Annotated in this window: 17 protein-coding genes; 2 read left to right on the top strand and 15 right to left on the bottom strand. The window is 71.3% G+C overall.

Going from position 1 to position 17,130, the window contains the following annotated elements; translation table 11 throughout:
- Positions 1–280: 280 nt before the first annotated feature.
- Positions 281–859 (top strand): S-(hydroxymethyl)glutathione synthase, encoded by a 579-nt coding sequence (gene gfa / locus D2K64_RS17205; protein WP_120009625.1) that lies wholly within the window; start codon positions 281–283, stop codon positions 857–859.
- Positions 860–1,068: 209 nt separating this feature from the next.
- Here the strand turns inward: gfa and D2K64_RS17200 are convergent, their stop codons facing one another.
- From D2K64_RS17200 to D2K64_RS17135, 15 genes are all read right to left on the bottom strand, one after another.
- Positions 1,069–1,326 carry a formate dehydrogenase subunit delta gene (locus tag D2K64_RS17200; protein ID WP_238384254.1) on the bottom strand — a complete coding sequence of 86 codons (258 nt, stop codon included), beginning with the start codon at positions 1,324–1,326 and terminating at the stop codon, positions 1,069–1,071.
- 36 nt (positions 1,327–1,362) lie between these two features.
- Positions 1,363–4,224, bottom strand: coding sequence for a formate dehydrogenase subunit alpha (gene fdhF / locus D2K64_RS17195; RefSeq protein WP_120009618.1), 2,862 nt, complete (start codon positions 4,222–4,224; stop codon positions 1,363–1,365).
- Positions 4,225–4,238: 14 nt separating this feature from the next.
- On the bottom strand, positions 4,239–5,792 hold the full coding sequence (locus tag D2K64_RS17190) for a formate dehydrogenase beta subunit (protein ID WP_120009617.1): 1,554 nt from the start codon (positions 5,790–5,792) through the stop codon (positions 4,239–4,241).
- Positions 5,789–6,262, bottom strand: a complete 474-nt coding sequence (locus D2K64_RS17185) for a formate dehydrogenase subunit gamma (RefSeq protein WP_120009616.1) — start codon at positions 6,260–6,262, stop codon at positions 5,789–5,791. The genes D2K64_RS17190 and D2K64_RS17185 overlap by 4 nt, the downstream gene beginning before the upstream one ends.
- Before the next feature lie 58 nt (positions 6,263–6,320).
- On the bottom strand, positions 6,321–7,247 hold the full coding sequence (locus tag D2K64_RS17180) for a LysR family transcriptional regulator (protein WP_120009624.1): 927 nt from the start codon (positions 7,245–7,247) through the stop codon (positions 6,321–6,323).
- Between the two features lie 49 nt (positions 7,248–7,296).
- Positions 7,297–7,983 (bottom strand): ABC transporter ATP-binding protein, encoded by a 687-nt coding sequence (locus D2K64_RS17175; protein ID WP_120009615.1) that lies wholly within the window; start codon positions 7,981–7,983, stop codon positions 7,297–7,299.
- Complete coding sequence (locus tag D2K64_RS17170) at positions 7,970–8,713, bottom strand: ABC transporter permease (RefSeq protein ID WP_120009614.1); 744 nt, start codon at positions 8,711–8,713, stop codon at positions 7,970–7,972. Before D2K64_RS17170 ends, D2K64_RS17175 begins: the two co-directional genes overlap by 14 nt.
- A gap of 154 nt (positions 8,714–8,867) precedes the next feature.
- On the bottom strand, positions 8,868–9,857 hold the full coding sequence (locus D2K64_RS17165) for an ABC transporter substrate-binding protein (RefSeq protein ID WP_120009613.1): 990 nt from the start codon (positions 9,855–9,857) through the stop codon (positions 8,868–8,870).
- Between the two features lie 220 nt (positions 9,858–10,077).
- Entirely contained in the window at positions 10,078–10,215 is a 138-nt protein-coding gene (locus D2K64_RS24490) for a hypothetical protein (RefSeq protein ID WP_157985902.1), read from the bottom strand.
- Positions 10,216–10,217: 2 nt separating this feature from the next.
- Positions 10,218–10,682, bottom strand: coding sequence for a PAS domain-containing protein (locus D2K64_RS17160; protein ID WP_120009612.1), 465 nt, complete (start codon positions 10,680–10,682; stop codon positions 10,218–10,220).
- 194 nt (positions 10,683–10,876) lie between these two features.
- The gene (locus D2K64_RS17155) at positions 10,877–11,875 is read right to left on the bottom strand and encodes an ABC transporter ATP-binding protein (protein ID WP_120009611.1); all 999 of its coding nucleotides are present in this window, start codon (positions 11,873–11,875) and stop codon (positions 10,877–10,879) included.
- Positions 11,872–12,864 carry an ABC transporter ATP-binding protein gene (locus D2K64_RS17150; RefSeq protein ID WP_120009610.1) on the bottom strand — a complete coding sequence of 331 codons (993 nt, stop codon included), beginning with the start codon at positions 12,862–12,864 and terminating at the stop codon, positions 11,872–11,874. Before D2K64_RS17150 ends, D2K64_RS17155 begins: the two co-directional genes overlap by 4 nt.
- Positions 12,861–13,736: an ABC transporter permease gene (locus D2K64_RS17145; RefSeq protein ID WP_120009609.1), complete on the bottom strand. Its 876-nt coding sequence runs from the start codon at positions 13,734–13,736 to the stop codon at positions 12,861–12,863. Before D2K64_RS17145 ends, D2K64_RS17150 begins: the two co-directional genes overlap by 4 nt.
- Complete coding sequence (locus tag D2K64_RS17140) at positions 13,733–14,698, bottom strand: ABC transporter permease (protein ID WP_120009608.1); 966 nt, start codon at positions 14,696–14,698, stop codon at positions 13,733–13,735. The genes D2K64_RS17145 and D2K64_RS17140 overlap by 4 nt, the downstream gene beginning before the upstream one ends.
- An 18-nt stretch (positions 14,699–14,716) precedes the next feature.
- A complete protein-coding gene (locus D2K64_RS17135; RefSeq protein ID WP_120009607.1) occupies positions 14,717–16,312 on the bottom strand; it encodes an ABC transporter substrate-binding protein in 1,596 nt (531 codons plus the stop codon).
- 127 nt (positions 16,313–16,439) lie between these two features.
- Between D2K64_RS17135 and D2K64_RS17130 the strand changes: the two genes are divergently transcribed.
- Complete coding sequence (locus D2K64_RS17130; RefSeq protein ID WP_238384252.1) at positions 16,440–17,129, top strand: creatininase family protein; 690 nt, start codon at positions 16,440–16,442, stop codon at positions 17,127–17,129.
- The last annotated feature ends 1 nt before the right edge of the window (position 17,130 follow it).

Genomic DNA, 17,130 nt, shown 5'->3' with positions numbered 1-17,130 from the left:
TCCTCCACCACCAGCGGCTTGCCCGCCTCCCACGCCACCGCCGCTACCGTCCTCATGCCCAAACCTCCCTCATGGCTTATTGCGCACCGTCAGCTTAGCGTCACCCGGTCGCGGGATCAGCCCTGATTTGTTTCCACCACACGCACCTCTGCGATTCAGCTTTACCTGCCGAAGCCATCTGCCTCATGCTTGGCCGTCCATCCGGCACCGCCACATGCAGGGCTTTCCGCGCCGGGCGCGGCTGGAGGATCAAGCCGAGATCAACGGCAGGAGCATGGAAATGTCTGAGACGATACGGATTCATCCCGCGATCGACCATGGACTGACGCCGGCATCGGGAAGCTTCGCCGGCGGCACCCTGGTATGCCGATGCACGGAGCGGCCGGTGAAGGTGCGTGTCTCCACGCAGGTCGCCCACGATCATGCGTGCGGCTGCACCAAATGCTGGAAGCCGGAGGGAGCCATCTTCTCCCTGGTGGCGGTGGTGCCGCAGGACAAGCTGGAAGTGGTGGAGAACGCCGACAAGCTGGCCGTGTTCGACTCCTCCGCCACCATCAAGCGCTACGCCTGCAGCGGCTGCGGCGTACACATGTATGGCCGCATCGAGAACGAGAAGCATCCCTTCTACGGCCTCGACTTCGTGCATCCCGAGCTGTTCCAGGAGGATGGCTGGGCACCGCCCGAATTCGCCGCCTTCGTGTCCTCCGTCATCGAGTCCGGAGTCAGCCCGGATCGCATGGGCGGCGTGCGCGCGCGTCTCAAGGAACTCGGGCTGGAACCCTATGACTGCCTGTCGCCTCCGCTGATGGACGCCATCGCGGCGCACACCGCCAAGGCGGCCGGTGTGACGGCCCACTGATCCAGGCCGCCGGGGTGGCCGCGGCCACCCCGGCTCCCGCACCGCGCCGCCATCGGCGCGATGCTTCGTCATGCCGTCACGGCGCCGGAGCTTGCCGCAGACTTTCCCGCCGTCGCGGATGACGCCGATCCGCGTGAGCGTCGGGCGTTCACGTCGGGCGTGGCCTGCCGAACAGGTTTGTCCCGGGGCGAACTGCGGCACGGCGGCCATCACCCGGCGTCGCTGACCATGGAGCCGAGCTCATCGGGTCCCGCGATCACCTTCTCCACCGGATCCTCGCCGGCCGGCGCCGGTTCCAAGGCACTCCGCACCAGGTGGTGAAGATCGATCTCCGCTCCGTCGGCGGCGTCGGCGCGCAGGGTCTCGATCATGCGCGGGGTCCAGAAGGCGTGCAGGTGATCGCGGATGCCCGCGACGGCCTCCCGTTCCGGGTAGGATGCGAAGAACGCGGCGATCTGATTGGCCATGCGGGCCAACTTGGCGCTGTTCATCGGCGAAAGACCTCACTCCGCGGCATCGGCCGGCCGCTCGATGCGCGTCAGCGCGGTATCCTCCAGGAAGAACCGCGCCTGCCAGTCGGAAGGACGGTTGGTGCGACGCACCTGCACCGCCGTCACCTTGTATTCCGGGCAGTTGGTGGCCCAGTCGGAATGATCCGTGGTGATCACGTTGGCGCCGGTCTTGGCATGGTGGAAGGTGGTGTAGACCACGCCCGGCTGCATCCGGTCGCTGATCATGGCGCGCAGCGCGATGTCGCCGGAGCGGCTTTCCACGGACACCAGGTCGCCCTCGGCGATGCCGCGTGCCTCGGCGTCGAAGGGATGGATCTCCAGCACGTCTTCCTCGTGCCAGCGGCTGTTCTCCGTGCGCCGTGTCTGCGCGCCGACATTGTACTGGGACAGGATGCGCCCGGTGGTCAGGATCAGCGGGAAGCGTGGTCCGGTTCGCTCCTCGGTCGGGATGAACTCGGTGATCATGAACTTGCCCTTGCCGCGCACGAAGCGGTCCACATGCATCATCGGCGTGCCGGTCGGCGCGTCGTCGTTGCAGGGCCATTGCAGCGAGCCCAGGGCGTCAAGCTTGGCGTAGCTGACGCCGGCGAAGCTCGGTGTCAGCGCGGCGATCTCGTCCATGATCTCGGAAGGATGCGTGTAGTTCATCTCGTAGCCGAGGGCGCGCGACAGCGCGATGGTCACTTCCCAATCGGCCAGCCCGCCCAGCGGCGGCATCACCTTGCGTACCCGGCTGATGCGGCGCTCGGCATTGGTGAAGGTGCCGTCCTTCTCCAGGAAGGAGGAGCCGGGCAACAGCACATGCGCGTATTTCGCCGTCTCGTTCAGGAAGATGTCCTGCACCACCACGCATTCCATGGCGGCGAGGCCGGCCGTGACGTGCTGGGTGTCGGGATCGGACTGGGCAATGTCCTCGCCCTGGATGTAGAGCGCCCTGAAGCGCCCCTCCACCGCCTCGTCCAGCATGTTGGGGATGCGCAGGCCCGGAGCGCCGCTCAACTCCACGCCCCACAGCGCCTCGAAGCTGTGCCGCGTGGCGTCGTCGCTGACGTGGCGGTAGCCGGGCAGCTCATGCGGGAAGGAGCCCATGTCGCAGGAGCCCTGCACGTTGTTCTGCCCGCGCAGCGGGTTCACCCCCGTGCCTTCCCGCCCGATATTGCCGGTGGCCATGGCCAGGTTCGCCATGCCCATCACCATGGTGGAGCCCTGGCTGTGCTCCGTGACCCCGAGACCGTAATAGATCGCGGCGCGCCCGCCGGTGGCGTAGAGCCGCGCCGCCGCCCGCACCTCGGCCGCCGGTACGCCGGTCAGCGCTTCCACCGCCTCCGGGGCGTTGCGCTCCTGCGCGATGAAGCGCGCCCAGGATTCGAAATCATCCAGGTCGCAGCGCTCGCGCACATAGGCTTCGTCCACCAGCCCCTCGGTGACCACCACATGCGCCATGGCGTTGATCAGCGCGACGTTGCTGCCGGGCCGCAGCGGCAGGTGGTGCGCCGCCTGGATGTGGGGCGAGCGCACCAGGTCGATGCGGCGCGGATCGGCGACGATCAGCTGCGCGCCCTGCCGCAGCCGCTGCTTGAGCCGGGAGGCGAAGACCGGGTGCCCGTCCGTCGGGTTGGCGCCGATCACCAGCACCACATCGGCCTGTTCCACCGAACTGAAATCCTGCGTGCCGGCCGAGGTGCCGAGCGTCGCCTTCAGGCCATAGCCGGTGGGCGAGTGGCAGACGCGGGCGCAGGTATCGACGTTGTTGTTGCCGAAGCCGGCGCGCACCAGCTTCTGCACCAGGTAGGTTTCCTCGTTGGTGCAGCGGGAGGAGGTGATGCCGCCCACCGCGTCGCGGCCATGCTGCTCTTGGATGCGGCGGAACTCGCGGGCGGTGTGGTCGATGGCTTCCTGCCAGCTCACCTCGCGCCAGGGATCGGTGATGCGGGCGCGGATCATCGGCTTGCGGATGCGGTCGCGATGCGTGGCATAGCCCCAGGCGAAGCGACCCTTGACGCAGGAATGGCCCTCATTCGCCTGGCCGCCCTTGTAGGGCACCATGCGCACCACGGTGGAACCCTGCATCTCCGCCTTGAAGGAACAGCCGACGCCGCAATAGGCGCAGGTGGTGACCACGCTGTGCTCCGGCTGGCCCATGGCGATCACGGTGTTCTCGGTCAGCGTCGCGGTCGGGCAGGCCTGCACGCAGGCGCCGCAGGAGACGCATTCGGAGCCGAAGAAATCCGTACCGCCCGGCGACACGCGGCTGTCGAAGCCGCGCCCCTCGATGGTCAGGGCGAAGGTGCCCTGCACGTCCTCGCAGGCGCGGACGCAGCGGTTGCAGACGATGCATTTCGACGCATCGTAGGTGAAGTAGGGGTTGGACTGATCGAGCGGCAGCGCCAGCGGCGAATCCGGCTTCACGTGGTTGGCGCCGTCCTCGCCGTAGCGCACTTCCCGCAATCCCACGGCGCCGGCCATGTCCTGCAGCTCGCAATCGCCATTGGCCGAGCAGGTCAGGCAATCCAGCGGGTGGTCGGAGATGTAGAGCTCCATCACGCCGCGCCGCAGCCGCGCCAGCCGCTCGTTGCGGGTGTGCACCACCATGCCGGGCTCCACCGGGGTGGTGCAGGAGGCGGGCGTGCCGCGCCGCCCCTCGATCTCCACCAGGCAGAGGCGGCAGGAGCCGAAGGGCTCCAGCATGTCGGTGGCGCAGAGCTTCGGGATCTGGGTGCCCAGCATCATCGCCGCCGCCATCACCGAGGTGCCGGGCGGCACCGCCACCGGCTGGCCGTCGATGGTCAGCCGCACCGTGGCCTCCCCGGGGCGGAGCGGCGTGCCGTAATCGGTTTCGCGGATCAGCGGCATGGCGGGATTCCGTTTCATTCCGCGGCCTGGGCCTGCACACGCGGCAGGAAGTCCTCGGGAAAGTGGTTGATGGCGCTGAGCACCGGCAAGGGCGTCAGGCCGCCCAGCGCGCAGAGCGAGCCATCGGTCATCACCTCGCACAGGTCGCGGACGAGGTTGAGGTCCTGGCGCGGGTGGTGGCCGGCGATCACCCGGTCCACGGTTTCCATGCCGCGCACGGCGCCGATGCGGCAGGGCGTGCATTTGCCGCAGCTTTCGGTGGCGCAGAACTCGAAGGCGAAGCGCGCCTGCCGCGCCAGGTCGACGCTGTCATCGAACACCACGATGCCGCCATGGCCGAGCATGCCCTTGGCCGCCGCCATCGCCTCGTAATCCAGCGGCAGGTCCAGCAGGGTGTCGGGGAAATAGGCGCCGAGCGGCCCGCCCACCTGCACCGCCCGCACCGGCCGGCCCGAGCGCGTGCCGCCGCCCAGATCCTCGATCACCTCGCGCAGCGTGATGCCGAAGGGTAGCTCGAACAGTCCGCCATGGCGGATGTTGCCGGCCAGCTGCACCGGCAGCGTCCCTAGCGAACGGCCGGTGCCGAGCGCCGCATAGGCCTCGCCCCCGTGTTGCAGGATCCAGGGCACGGCGGCAAAGGTGAGCACGTTGTTGACCAAAGTGGGGCGCTGGAACAGCCCGTGGATCGCCGGCAGCGGCGGCTTGGCGCGCACCACGCCGCGCCGCCCTTCCAGGCTTTCCAGCAGCGAGGTTTCCTCGCCGCAGATATAGGCGCCGGCGCCGATCCGCAGCTCCAGCTCGAAGCCCTGCCCGCTGCCCAGCACGGACGGGCCGAGCAGCCCGGCGCCGCGCGCGACGGTGATCGCGCCCTGCATCACCTCCGCCGCCAGCGGGTATTCCGAGCGCAGGTAGATGAAGCCCTTGCTGGCCCCGGTGGCGAGGCCGGCGATCGCCATGCCCTCGATCAGGGTGAAGGGATCGCCCTCCATCAGCATGCGGTCGGCAAAGGTGCCGCTGTCACCCTCATCGGCGTTGCAGACGACGTATTTGCGGTCGGCTCCGGCCAGCCGCACGGTGTTCCACTTGATGCCGGCGGGAAAGCCGGCGCCGCCCCGGCCGCGCAGCCCGGACAGCTTCACCGCGTCCACCGTGGCTTCCGGCCCGGCGGCGATCGCCGCCGCCAGCCCGGCGAGGCCGCCACCGGCGCGGTAATCCTCGATCGAGAGCGGGTCGGTCACGCCGCAGCGTGCGAAGGTCAGCCGCGTCTGCCGCGCCATCCAGGGCAGTTCCTCAGGCGGGCCGAGACGCAGCCGGTGCGGCGCGCCGTGCAGCAGGCCGGCGTCCAGCAGCTCCGGCACATCGGCCGCGCGCACCGGGCCGTAGGCGATGCGGCCGCGCGGCGTGTCCACCTCCAGCATCGGCTCCAGCCACAGCATGCCGCGCGATCCGGTGCGGATGATCTGCACTGCCTCGCTGCGCCGCGCCGCGCCATCCCGCAGCGCCGCGGCCACCGCCCCGGCGCCCAGCGCCTCGGCCACGCTGTCGCGCGGCAGAAACAGCCGGATCATGGCACCGCCTCCTGTAGCATCGCTTCCAGATCCTGCTGGTCCAGCCGCGCCACCGGCTGGCCATCCAGCAGCGCCGCCGGGCCATTGGCGCACAGGCCGAGGCAGTAGCTCGGTTCCAGCGTCACCCGGCCATCGGCTGAGGTTTCGTGCCAGTCCACGCCCCAGTGGCGGCGCAGCCGGGCGTGCAGCGCCTCAGCGCCGACCGCCTGGCAGGCCTCGGCGCGGCACAGCTTCACCACGTGGCGGCCGGGCGGCTGGCGGCGGAAATCATGGTAAAAGGTCAGGCAGCCATGCACCTCGGCGCGGGACAGGTTCAGCGCCTCGGCCACCAGCGGCACCGCGGCGTCGGGCACGTGACCGAAGGCCTCCTGCAAAGCATGCAGGATCGGCAGTGTGGCGCCTTCAAGGTGCTGGCGCTCACGGATAATGGCTGCGGCATGGTCCGTGTTCCACGCCTGCGCGGCCTGCATATCGGGCGTCCTCCCGCCACTTTGGGAGAATGGAAGCACCCGGACCAGGCCGGATCAATCAAGCGCTCGGGTGGGTCAACAAGGAATCTTTGTTAAACGCATCCTCCGACGCCAGGGTCTTGGCCAGCCGCAGCAGGGCGGCGACGCTGGGCAGCATCGCGTCGCGCTGCGGCACCACCAGCCCGATGCGCTGCACCACCACGGGATCGTTGATCGGGATGCAGCGCACCGAGCCGGGCGGCCCGGCCGCCTCGGCGAAGGCCGAGGGCATGATGCTGGCGCAGATCCCGGCGCGCACCTGTTGCAACAGCAGCAGCACGGAGTTGGATTCGATCGCCGGCGGCGGCGGGGGACGGCCGCCGCCCAGATGCTGGTCGACAATGCGGCGGTTCTGCATGTCCGGCGTCAGCAGGCACAGCGGCAGGGACGCGGCTTCCGCCCAGCTCACCGATTCCCGCTCCGCCAGGGCGCCACCGGGCGCCACCAAGAGGCAGTAGCGCTCCTCGTACAGCGGCAGGCTGGCGACCCGGCCCAGCGGCTCGTTGTCGAGATAGGTGATGCCGGCATCGATCTCCAGGTTGCGCAGCCGCGCCAGGATCTCGATCGAGGTGGCGGAATGCACGGTGAAGCGGACCGCGGGATGCCGCGCCATGAAGGGGCCGGTCAGCGCGCCGATGCGCGGAAGGGCGGTGGGCACGATGGCCAGGCGCAGATGACCGCTCAACTCCTCGCGGAAGGAGCGCAGTTCCTGCTGCATGGCCCGCGCATCGCCGACGATGCGCCGCGCCCAGCCCAGCACGCATTCGCCTTCCGGCGTGAAGCCCTGGAAGCGGGAGCCGCGCTGCACCAGCAGGGCGCCCATCCGCTCCTCCAGCTGCTTCAGCGCCGCGGACAGGGTCTGCTGCGACACGCCGCAGGATTCCGCGGCGCGGCCGAAATGCCGCTCCCGCGCCAGGGCCAGCAGCAATTCCAGGCGGTCGATCACGCCGCAGCCTCGCATCCCGGCGGCCGCGGCGCCAAGCCCCCGCGGCGCCTCATCCCGCCAGCGCCGATTGCAACACCGCCGGCTCCCGCCGCGCCGCCTCGGGCACGGCCACCAGCGCCGACAACGTCGCCGGCCGTGGCGTCAGCATCGCCACCCGGCCGGCCAGCGCCGCCGCATCCTCCACCGCATGCGTCACCAGCACCGCCGTGGTGGCACCCTCGGCCAGCACCGCCGCGATCACCGCCCGCATGCGCACGGCATTGGCCGCGTCCAGCGAGGCGAAGGGCTCGTCCAGCACCAGCAGCTCGGGCCGCACCGCCAGCGCCCGCGCCAGCGCCGCCCGCCGCGCCATGCCGAGCGACAGCTCGCCCGGCAGGCGCGGCGCCCAGCCCTCCAGCCCGACCCGGGCCAGCAGCGCCTCCACCGGCGGCGGCGGCAGGCCTGCGGCGGCGGCGACGATGCGCAGGTTCTCGGCCAGGCTGCGCCAGGGCAACAGGCGCGGCTCCTGGAACACCATGCCGATGCGGCGCGGGCGGTGGCGCACCTCGCCCTCGAACGCCGTGTCGAGGCCGGTCAGGATGCGCAGCAGGGTGGTCTTGCCGCAGCCCGAGGGACCGAGCAGCGCCGTCACCGAGCCGGGCGGGAAATCCAGCGCCACGTCGCGCAGCACCTCCAGTGCCGGCCCGCCGGCACGGGGCTGCGCCTTGCGGCGGATGCGCAGCTCAAGCAGCGGCATCGCGCCAGGCCCGGGCCCGCCGCTCGGCCGGCCGCAGCGCCAGCGCCTCCACCCCCAGCATCACTGCCGCGAAGGACAGCGAATACGCCAGCAGGCCGGCGACGTCGAAGAGCTGGAACCGCAGGTGCAGCTCGAAGCCGACACCGGATGGCCGCCCCAGCAGCTCCACCACCAGCACGATCTTCCAGACGATGGCGAGGCCGGAGCGCGCCGCCGCCGCCAGAAACGGCGCCAGCTGCGGCAGCACCACCTCGCGCAGCCGCATCAGCGGGCCGAAGCGGTACAGCCGTGCCACCTCGTCCAGCGAGGGGTCGAGGGCGCGGGCGCCTTCGCGCACCACCACCACTACGTTGGGCAGCTTGGCCAGCGCCACGGCGCCGATCGCCGCCGCCTCGGTCTGGCCGAACCAGATATAGGCCAGCAGGATCACCACCAGCGCGGGGATGTTGAGCACCAGCGTCACCCAGGGATCGGCGGCGGCATCGGCGGCGCGCCAGCGCCCCATGGCGTAGCCCAGTGCGCTGCCCAGCGTCATCGCCAGCAGAAAGGCGCCAGCGACGCGGGCCAGTGTGGCGGCCAGCGCCGGCAGCAGGGTCCCCGCCGCCAGCTCGGCCCGCAGCGCCGCCAGCACGGCGGGCGGGTCCGGCAGGGCGCGGTCCTGCAGGGTAGCCGCCAGAACCCACCACAGCGCCAGCAGCAGGGCGGCGGAGGCGGCGCGCCAGAGGATCATGGCCGGGCCGGGAACAGCGGCCTTGCTCCGGGTTCTTTCCCGCGCCCGGGCCGTGCTTCCCCGCGCCGCCGCACGGTGGCCGCACGCGGCAAGCCGGGCCCGGCGCCCAGCCGGGGAGCCGCGAACGCGGTGGCTTCCCCCGCCATGCCGTCCGTCATGCCGTGTCCCGCCAGAAGGTGCCGGGAACCAGCGCCGGCGCGGTTCCCACCAGCCGCGTGCCGCCTTCCTCCGCCAGCACCGCGTAGAGCCGCGCGGCATCGGCCTCTTCCGCCGCCACCGGGCGACGCGGGATGCCGGCGCGGAAGCGATCGCGCAGGCGGCGGAACATGGCATCCGAATCGGCGCGCATCAGCGGGCGCAGCGCGTCCCACTCGGCGTCGCTGCTGGCCAGGATCGCCTTGGCGGCGGCGCTGGCGCGGCGATAGCCGGCCAGGACATCGGGATGAGCGGCGGCCCAGCGCGCGTCGAACACCGGCCCGATCATGGACACCGGCGCGCTGGCGCCCAGGGCGGTTTCCACCGCCTCCATGGCCAGCAGCTCCCGCAGGCCGTCCGCCTCGACGCGGGCGGCGAAGTTCCAGTACAGCAGCGCCGCGTCCAGCCCGCCGCGACGCAGCGTCTCGGCCAGCAGCGGCGGCGCGCCGAACACCGGCTGCGCCTCGGCGGCGAGGTCGATACCCTGCCGCCGCGCATGCGCCAGCAACAGCAGCCACGCCTTGTCGAGCGGCCCGCCGGACACGCCGAGGCGCTTGCCGCGCAGCCCCGGCAGCCCTGACACGCCCGAGCCGGCGGCCAGCATCAGCGCCGCGATGGAGGTGGAGAAGGGCAGAAAGGCCAGCGGCAGGCCTTCGGCGCGCTGGCGCGACACGAACAGCCAGTCCCCCACCATCATGTGCACCGTGCCGGCCAGCAGCGCCACGCGCGTCGCCTCGGGCGAGGCGAACTCCACCGCCTCGATGCGCACGCCCTCGCGCGCCGCCAGATCGTGCCGGGCGATGGTGTCCAGCTCCCATGACACGGTGCCGAAGCGCAGCGTGCCGATGCGCAGCACCGGCAGCGCCGCGGCGGCGCGGCGGATCAGGAACGGCGCCGGCAACAGCGCCAGCAGGGCGCGGCGGCTAGCGGATGGCAGGCTGGGCGGCATGGGCGGTTCCGGTGTTGCCGCGCGGGGCACCGGCGGCAGCCGCGGCCGGCGGGGCAGCGGTGATGCGGCTCGGCGGCGACGTGGTCCTGCGGCGCATGGACCCTTCTCCCTCGGCGGCGGCCATCCCCGCGCCGGGCCGTTCTGCCACGGCCTGCGGCGGGGTGGTGCGTTCCGGTTGATCCTGGCGCCGATGGCGGCGGCGCGCAATGGCCCCGGGATCTCAGCGCGGCGGGATCAGCTGCCGGATGCACGTGGTCAGCGCGTCCATGGAGGATAGCTCGGTCATCACCTGCATGCCGGCCTCCAGCCGCCCCTCCCCGAGCACGGCGCTCTCGGCATAGCCGGTGATGAACAGCACCTTCAGCTCCGGGCGTGCGATACGGGCGGCATCCGCCGCCTCGATCGCCGCGTAGCCCAGCTCCTCCACAGCACGCCGCCCACCGCCCCGGCATCGTCGTGCAGCGGCGAGAAGGAGAAGGACCACCAGGTTTCCTCCGGCACGCCATGGCGCGCCATGGTGACCGGCATGTCCTCGAAGCGGCTGGTGCCGCCGGCCAGCGCCTTGTCCACGAAGGGCCGCACCGAAGTCCAGGCATCGGCCCACAGCGTCCTGACCGGCTGCCCGAGCGCCCTCGGCAGGCGCGGCCCGAGCACGGGGCGATACGCATCGTTGAAGAAGAAGGTGAGGTCCGGCCCCCAAAGCAGGTACAGGCTCTCAGGCGAGTTCAGCATCAGGTTCAGCGCGGCGCGCAATGCCGCGGGCCATTCCCCGGGCTGCCCGTGCGGGCTGGCCGACCAGTCCTGCGCGCGGATCGCCGCGCCCATCTCGCCCCCGGCGACGGGAAACGGAGCCAGGGGGTCCCTGCCTCAGCCCGCCCGGCGGCAACCGCGACGCGGCGCGGCCGGCAATGCCGGGCCAGGAACCAGAAGACCGATCAGGGAAAAACGCAGCGCCATGCCCCGCCTCTAGCATCGGCGGCGGCATCCACCCAGGGGCCGGGCCGCGTTTCCGCCACGCCTCAGCCCGTGCCGCCAACCCCGCCATGGTGCAGGTGGCAGGCCGCCTGCTGGTCCTCGGCCACCGGCAGCAGGGCCGGCGCCTCGGCCCGGCAGCGCGGCCCGGCCTGCGGGCAGCGCGGATGGAAATGGCAGCCTGGCGGCGGCGCCAGCGGTGACGGCAGCTCCCCCGCAATGGGCCGGAACACGCCCCGCCCCTGCCCCAGCCGGGGCACGCTGTCGAGCAGGGCGCGGGTGTAGGGATGCGCCGGGCGGGTGTACAGCGTGCGGGTCGGCGCCAGCTCGACGATGCGCCCAAGATACATGATCGCCACCCGGTCCGAGACGTGCCGCACCACGCCGAGGTCGTGCGAGATGAACAGGCTGGTGAGCCCCAGCTCCGCCCGGAGGTCCATGAACAGGTTCAGCACCTGCGCCTGGATCGACACGTCGAGCGAGGCCACCGGCTCGTCCAGCACCAGCAATTCCGGCCGCAGCGCCAGGGCGCGGGCGATGGCGACGCGCTGCCGCTGCCCGCCGGAGAACTGGTGCGGGTAGCGGTTGCGCAGCGCGGGATCGAGACCGACGCGTTCCAGCGCCCGCGCCGCCAGGGCATCGGCTCCGGCGCGGCGCACCATACGGTGCGCCAGCGGCCCTTCCGACACGGTGTCGCCGACGCGCATGCGCGGGTCCAGGCTGGCGAAGGGGTCCTGGTGGATCATCTGCACCCGCGGGGTGCGCTTGTGGCCGTGCTCGCGGATCGGCCGCCCCTCGAACAGCACCGCGCCCTCGCTGGGCGCGTAGATGCCGGCCACCATGCGGCCGAGGGTGGATTTGCCGCAGCCGCTCTCGCCCACCAGCCCGACCACCTCGCCGGCCGTCACGTCCAGCGACACCTGGGTGACGGCGCGCACGCTGCGCGGCGGCCGGGGCTGGCCGAGCAGCGCGGCCAGCCGATCGCCGAGGCCGAGGGGCTGGCCGAAGCGCTTGCTGACCCGCTCCAGGCGCAACAGCGCGCTCACGCGGCATGCTCCACCGGATGGTGGCACAGCGCGGTGTGCCCGGCACCGAAATCGCCCTGTGGCGGCGGCGTGGCGCACACCGTCGTGGCGCGCGGGCAGCGGGTGCGGAACAGGCAGCCCGGATCGCCCCCGGGGGGCGGCAGGCCGCCGGCCAGCTGCGGCAGGCGCTCGCCCGGCGCGTGGCCGGAGGGCACGGAGCCGACCAGGGCCACGGTGTAGGGGTGGCGCGGCGCGGCGATCACCGCGTCGGCCGGGCCGCGCTCCACCACCCTGCCGGCATACATGACGCAGATGGCGTCGGCCAGCGACGACACCACCGCGAGGTCATGGGTGATCCACAGGAAGGCGGTGCCGGTGCTGTCCGCCAGCCGCCGCACCTCGGCCAGGATCTGGCCCTGGATCGACACGTCGAGCGCCGTGGTCGGCTCGTCGGCGATGATCGCCTTGGGGCTGTGCAGCAGGGCGGTGGCGATGGCGACGCGCTGCCGCATGCCGCCCGAGAGCTGGTGCGGGTAGGCGTCCAGCCGCTCCCGCGGGCTTGGGATGCCGACGGTGGCGAGCGCCTGCCCGGCCCGGTCCCAGGCGGCGGCGCGTGACACGCGGTCATGCGCGCGCACGGCGGCGGCCATCTGGGTGCCGATGCGCAGCACCGGGTTCAGCGTCATCAGCGGGTCCTGGAACACCATGGCCACCTGGGCGCCGCGGAGGCGCCGCATGGCGCCGGCGGCCAGATGGCCGATCGGCCGGCCGTCCAGCAGGATCTCGCCTTCCACCACCCGCCCCGGCGGCTCCACCAGCCCGAGGATGGAGAAGCCGGTCACCGATTTGCCGGAGCCGCTCTCGCCCACCAGCCCGAGGATCTCGCCGCGGCCGATGGCGAAGGATACGCCGTCCACCGCATGCACGATCCCGCCCCGCGAGGCAAACTGCGTGCGCAGGCCGCGCACCTCCAGCGCCGGCAGGGACCGAACCGGGGATGCGCCGCTCACCGCCGGCGCCTCGGGTTCAGCACCTGGCGGAGCTGGTCGCCCACCAGATTGATGGCCAGCACCGTCAGCATTAGCGCGATGCCGGGATACACCGAGATCCAGTAGCGGCCCGACAGCATGAACTGGAAGCCGTTGGCGATCAGCAAGCCGAGCGAGGGGCGAGTGATCGGCAGGCCGAGGCCCAGGAAGCTCAGCGTCGCCTCCAGCGAGATGGCGGTGGCGATCTGCACCGTCACCACCACAATCAGCGGCGGCAGGGTGTTGGGCAGCAGGTGGCGCAGCAGCACGCGGCCGCCGGAGAGCGGCGTGGACAGCGCCGCCTCGATGTAGTCCTTGCGCCGCTCGGCGCTGGCGGCACCGAAGGCGGTGCGGGCGAAATAGGCGTATTGCGCGGCGATCAGCGCCAGCATCAGCTGCGGCACGCCCTGCCCCAGCATGGCCACCATCACCAGCGCCAGCAGGATCGCCGGCAGCGACAATTGCAGATCCACCACGCGCATCGCCAGCGCGCCGAACCAGCCACCGTAATAGGCCGCGGCCAGCCCGATGGCGGCGCCCACCACCAGCGCCACCAGCCCCGCCGTGACCGAGATGGTGAGGCTCAGCCGCAGCCCGTACAGGATGGCGGACAACAGGTCGCGCCCCGCATTGTCGGTGCCGAGCCAGTGGACATAGCCGCCCGAGCCGGTCTCGCCCGGCGGCAGCCGCGCATCGAACAGGTCGAGCCCGGCCTGGTTATACGGGTCCTGCGGCGCGATCCAGGGGGCGAGCAGCGCCAGCGCCACCACGGCGACCACCACCAGCAGGGCGAGCACGGCCACGGGGCTGCGCCGGTACTCGGCCCAGCCCTCGCGCAGGGCGGTGGCGTTCACGGCGCGCCCTTCACCCGCACGCGGGGGTCCAGGAAGCCGTAGGTCAGCTCGACCAGGAGATTGATCAGCACGAACAGCAGCACCACCAGGATCAGATAGGCGACCATCACCGGGCGGTCGAGCGCGGTGATGCTCTCGATGATCAGCTTGCCCATGCCCGGCCAGTTGAACACCGTCTCGGTGACCACGGCGAAGGCGAGGGTCGAGCCGAATTCCAGGCCGAACACGGTGATGATCGGGATGCCGATGTTCTTCAGCACGTGCAGCCCGACCACCTGCCGCTCCGGCAGGCCCTGGGCGCGGGCGAAGCGGACATGCTCGGAGCCCATCACCTCCTCGGTGCCGGCGCGCACCAGCCGGATCAGCAGGCCGAACTTGAACAGCGACAGGTTCAGCGCCGGCAACAGCAGAAAGGTCCAGCCCTCGGCGCTCCAGATGCTGAGGCCGAGCGCGCCGGTCGGGCCGCGCCCGCCCGAGGGCAGCCAGCGGAACTCCACGGCGAAGAACAGGATCAGCAGCAGCCCGACCCAGAAGGTCGGCACCGAGAAGCCGATCACGGAGACTGCCATGATCGCCTTGCTGGAGCGCGCCTGCGGCCGGTAGCCGGCCCAGATGCCGAGCGGCACGCCGAGGAGGGTGGCGATCAGCATGGCGGTGGTGGCGAGTTCCAGCGTCGCCGGCAGGCGCGACAGGATCAGCGACAGAACCGGGATGCGGAACACGAAGCTGTTGCCGAAATCCCCCTGCAGCACGCTGCCGAGGAAACGCAGGTATTGCTGCCACAGCGGCAGGTCCAGCCCGTATTGCTGGATCAGCGCCAGGCGCTGGCCCGGCGACGCGGCGGGGTCGATCAGCACGTCGATCGGATTGCCGATGGCGTAGACGCCGAGAAACACCAGCACCGACATGACCAGCATCACCAGCGCCGCCTGCGCCAGCCGCCCCAGGAAAAAGCCCAGCATGAAGCCTGCGCCGGCCCCTTAAGCGTTCTTCGGGGTGATGCGGTGGGCCAGCGATTCCTGATCGACGCGCGGGGTGAAGGAGAGCTTGTTCCTGCCCATCGCCCACACCGTCTGCGGCATCACGATCGGCAGCATCGGCCGGTCGTTCATGCTGATCTCGGTGGCGCGCTCGAACAGAGCGCGGCGCTTGGCGTCGTCCAGCGTGGCGCCGCCCTCCTCCAGCAGCTTGTCCACCTCCGGGTTGCTGTACTGGGAGCGGTTGAAGCCGCCGAGGCCCAGCGCCGTGTCCGCCTTGTGCAGCAGCGCGCCGTAGGTATAGGACGCCTCCCCGGTCAGCGTGCCCCAGCCCGACATCTGCAGCGAATATTCGCCACGCTGGCTGGCCGGAAAGAACACCGTGCCGGTGACGGCGTTGGGGTTCACCTTCAGCCCGAGCCGCGACCATTGCTGCGCCAGCGCCTCGCACAGCGCGGAATCACCGGGCAGGCGGTTGGCGGTGGCGAAGAAATCCACCTCGAAGCCGCGCGGGTAGCCGGCCTCGGCCAGCAATGCCTTGGCCTTGTTCAGGTCCGGGCGGCGCTCCGGCAGGTTCTTGCTGGAGCCGAAGAAATTATCCGGCATCAGCTGGCTCATCGGCTTGGCGAGCCCCTCGAACACCACCCGCGACAGGGCGCGCCGGTCGATCGCCAGATCCATCGCCTGCCGCACGCGCGGGTCGAGGAACGGGTTGACCTCGATCTCGCGGCCGTCCACCCGCACCGGCTTGGGCAGCTTCTGCGCCAGGTTGAAGTACACGTTGAACACGTAGACGCTGTCGCCCACCACCACCTCCATGGTGGTGTCGCGCTGCAGCGCGGCGACGTCGGTGGCGGGCACGTAGTTGATCATGTCCACCTGGCCGCTCTTCAGCGCGGCGATGCGGGCGGCGTCGTTCGGGATCTCGCGCCGGATCACGCGCGCCCAGGGCTGCTGCCCGCCCCACCATTCCGCATTGCGCTCCAGCACCAGGTCGCCGCGCGGCTCCCACTTCACGTAGCGGAACGGGCCGGTGCCGATCGCCGCCTGGCCGGAATTGAACTGCTCGTTGCGCGGCTCCATGCCGATCTTGTGGGACACGATCATCAGCCGGGTGAAGTCGTTCGGCAGGGTCGGCGCCGGGCCGTTGGTCATGACGCGGACCGTCAGCGGGTCCACCACCTCGGCGCCGCGCGCGCGCTTGGTGTAGAGCGTCATGGTCATCGGGCCGGTGACCTGCGGAATGCGCTCCAGCGAGAACTTCACGTCCTCGGCGGTGAAGGGCGAGCCGTCGTGGAACTTGACGCCCTCGCGCAGCTTGAACTCCCAGGTGGTGTCGTCCACCGCCGTCCAGGACACCGCCAGCGCCGGCTGCAGGCCCAGATTCTCGTCCTGGCCGACCAGGCTGTCGAAGATGTGGCGCAGCGCCTCGATGTGCCCGCCCAGCGTGGACCAGTGCGGATCGATGCTTTCCGGCCCGGTGCGCACGCCGACGGTGAGGGTGCGCGCCGCGCCGGCGGCGCTGCCCTGGGCGCGCAGCGGCAGGTGCGGCAACAACGCGGCCGCAGCGGTGGCCGACAGGAGTTGGCGACGGTTCATGACGACACCTCGAATCCTGGGAAAGGCCCTGGCGCCGGTCCGGCAACCGGCCACACTCTGTTGCGAGGCAGCGTGAGCCGGATTCGCGCGGCCGTCAACGGAGTGCGGGTGGATGCGGATCGCCGGGATGGATTGGAGAGCGGTGGAGAACTGGCTAGCGCGGGATGACCGCTGCGTGCTGCCGCTGGGCAGCACCGAGCAGCATGCCGGGCTCAGTCTCGCGGTGGACAGCATCCTGTCGGAGCGGGTGGCGGCGGAAGCGGCCGCGCCGCTCGGCGTGCCCGTCTTTCCCGTGCTAGCCTACGGAATTACGCCGGCCTTCGCGGCTTATCCCGGTACCGTCAGCCTGCGCGCTGAAACCTATCTGGCCATCCTGCGCGACGTGCTGGAAGGGCTCTACGATCAAGGCTTCCGCCGCATCCTGCTGTGCAACGGGCATGGCGGCAACACGCCCGGCGCGGCGGCGGCGCTGGAGTTCACGGGGCGGCACCCGGATGCCCGCACGCGCTGGCACGATTGGTGGCGTGCGCCGCGCACCCAGGAGGCGGTGCAGACCACCGACCCGGTGGCCAGCCATGCCAGCTGGATGGAGAATTTTCCCTGGACCCGCATCCCCGATGCGCCGCCGCCGCCGGAACAGCCCAAGCCGATGACCGACCTGGACCGGCTGCGCACCCTGTCCCCGGTGGCGGTGCGCGAACAACTGGGCGACGGCAATTTCGGCGGGCTGTACCAGCGGCCGGATCAGGAGATGCTGCGCATCTGGCAGGTCGCGGTGGCCGAAACCCGTTCGCTGCTCGAGGATGGCTGGGCCTAGG

Origin of the sequence: Teichococcus vastitatis, assembly GCF_003604215.1 — a bacterium.
GTDB lineage: Bacteria > Pseudomonadota > Alphaproteobacteria > Acetobacterales > Acetobacteraceae > Pseudoroseomonas > Pseudoroseomonas vastitatis.
This window is presented reverse-complemented; position numbering and strand designations above follow the sequence as displayed.

Coding starts and splice junctions, on each gene's coding strand:
- D2K64_RS17140 (WP_120009608.1), bottom strand. CDS start 14,698: ATGCTGGGCTTTTTCCTGGGGCGGCTGGCGCAGGCGGCGCTGGTGATG.
- D2K64_RS17135 (WP_120009607.1), bottom strand. CDS start 16,312: ATGAACCGTCGCCAACTCCTGTCGGCCACCGCTGCGGCCGCGTTGTTG.
- D2K64_RS17185 (WP_120009616.1), bottom strand. CDS start 6,262: ATGCAGGCCGCGCAGGCGTGGAACACGGACCATGCCGCAGCCATTATC.
- D2K64_RS17160 (WP_120009612.1), bottom strand. CDS start 10,682: ATGGGCGCGGCGATCCGCGCGCAGGACTGGTCGGCCAGCCCGCACGGG.
- D2K64_RS17165 (WP_120009613.1), bottom strand. CDS start 9,857: ATGCCGCCCAGCCTGCCATCCGCTAGCCGCCGCGCCCTGCTGGCGCTG.
- D2K64_RS17130 (WP_238384252.1), top strand. CDS start 16,440: ATGGATTGGAGAGCGGTGGAGAACTGGCTAGCGCGGGATGACCGCTGC.
- D2K64_RS17190 (WP_120009617.1), bottom strand. CDS start 5,792: ATGATCCGGCTGTTTCTGCCGCGCGACAGCGTGGCCGAGGCGCTGGGC.
- gfa (WP_120009625.1), top strand. CDS start 281: ATGTCTGAGACGATACGGATTCATCCCGCGATCGACCATGGACTGACG.
- D2K64_RS17200 (WP_238384254.1), bottom strand. CDS start 1,326: ATGGCCAATCAGATCGCCGCGTTCTTCGCATCCTACCCGGAACGGGAG.
- fdhF (WP_120009618.1), bottom strand. CDS start 4,224: ATGCCGCTGATCCGCGAAACCGATTACGGCACGCCGCTCCGCCCCGGG.
- D2K64_RS17170 (WP_120009614.1), bottom strand. CDS start 8,713: ATGATCCTCTGGCGCGCCGCCTCCGCCGCCCTGCTGCTGGCGCTGTGG.
- D2K64_RS17175 (WP_120009615.1), bottom strand. CDS start 7,983: ATGCCGCTGCTTGAGCTGCGCATCCGCCGCAAGGCGCAGCCCCGTGCC.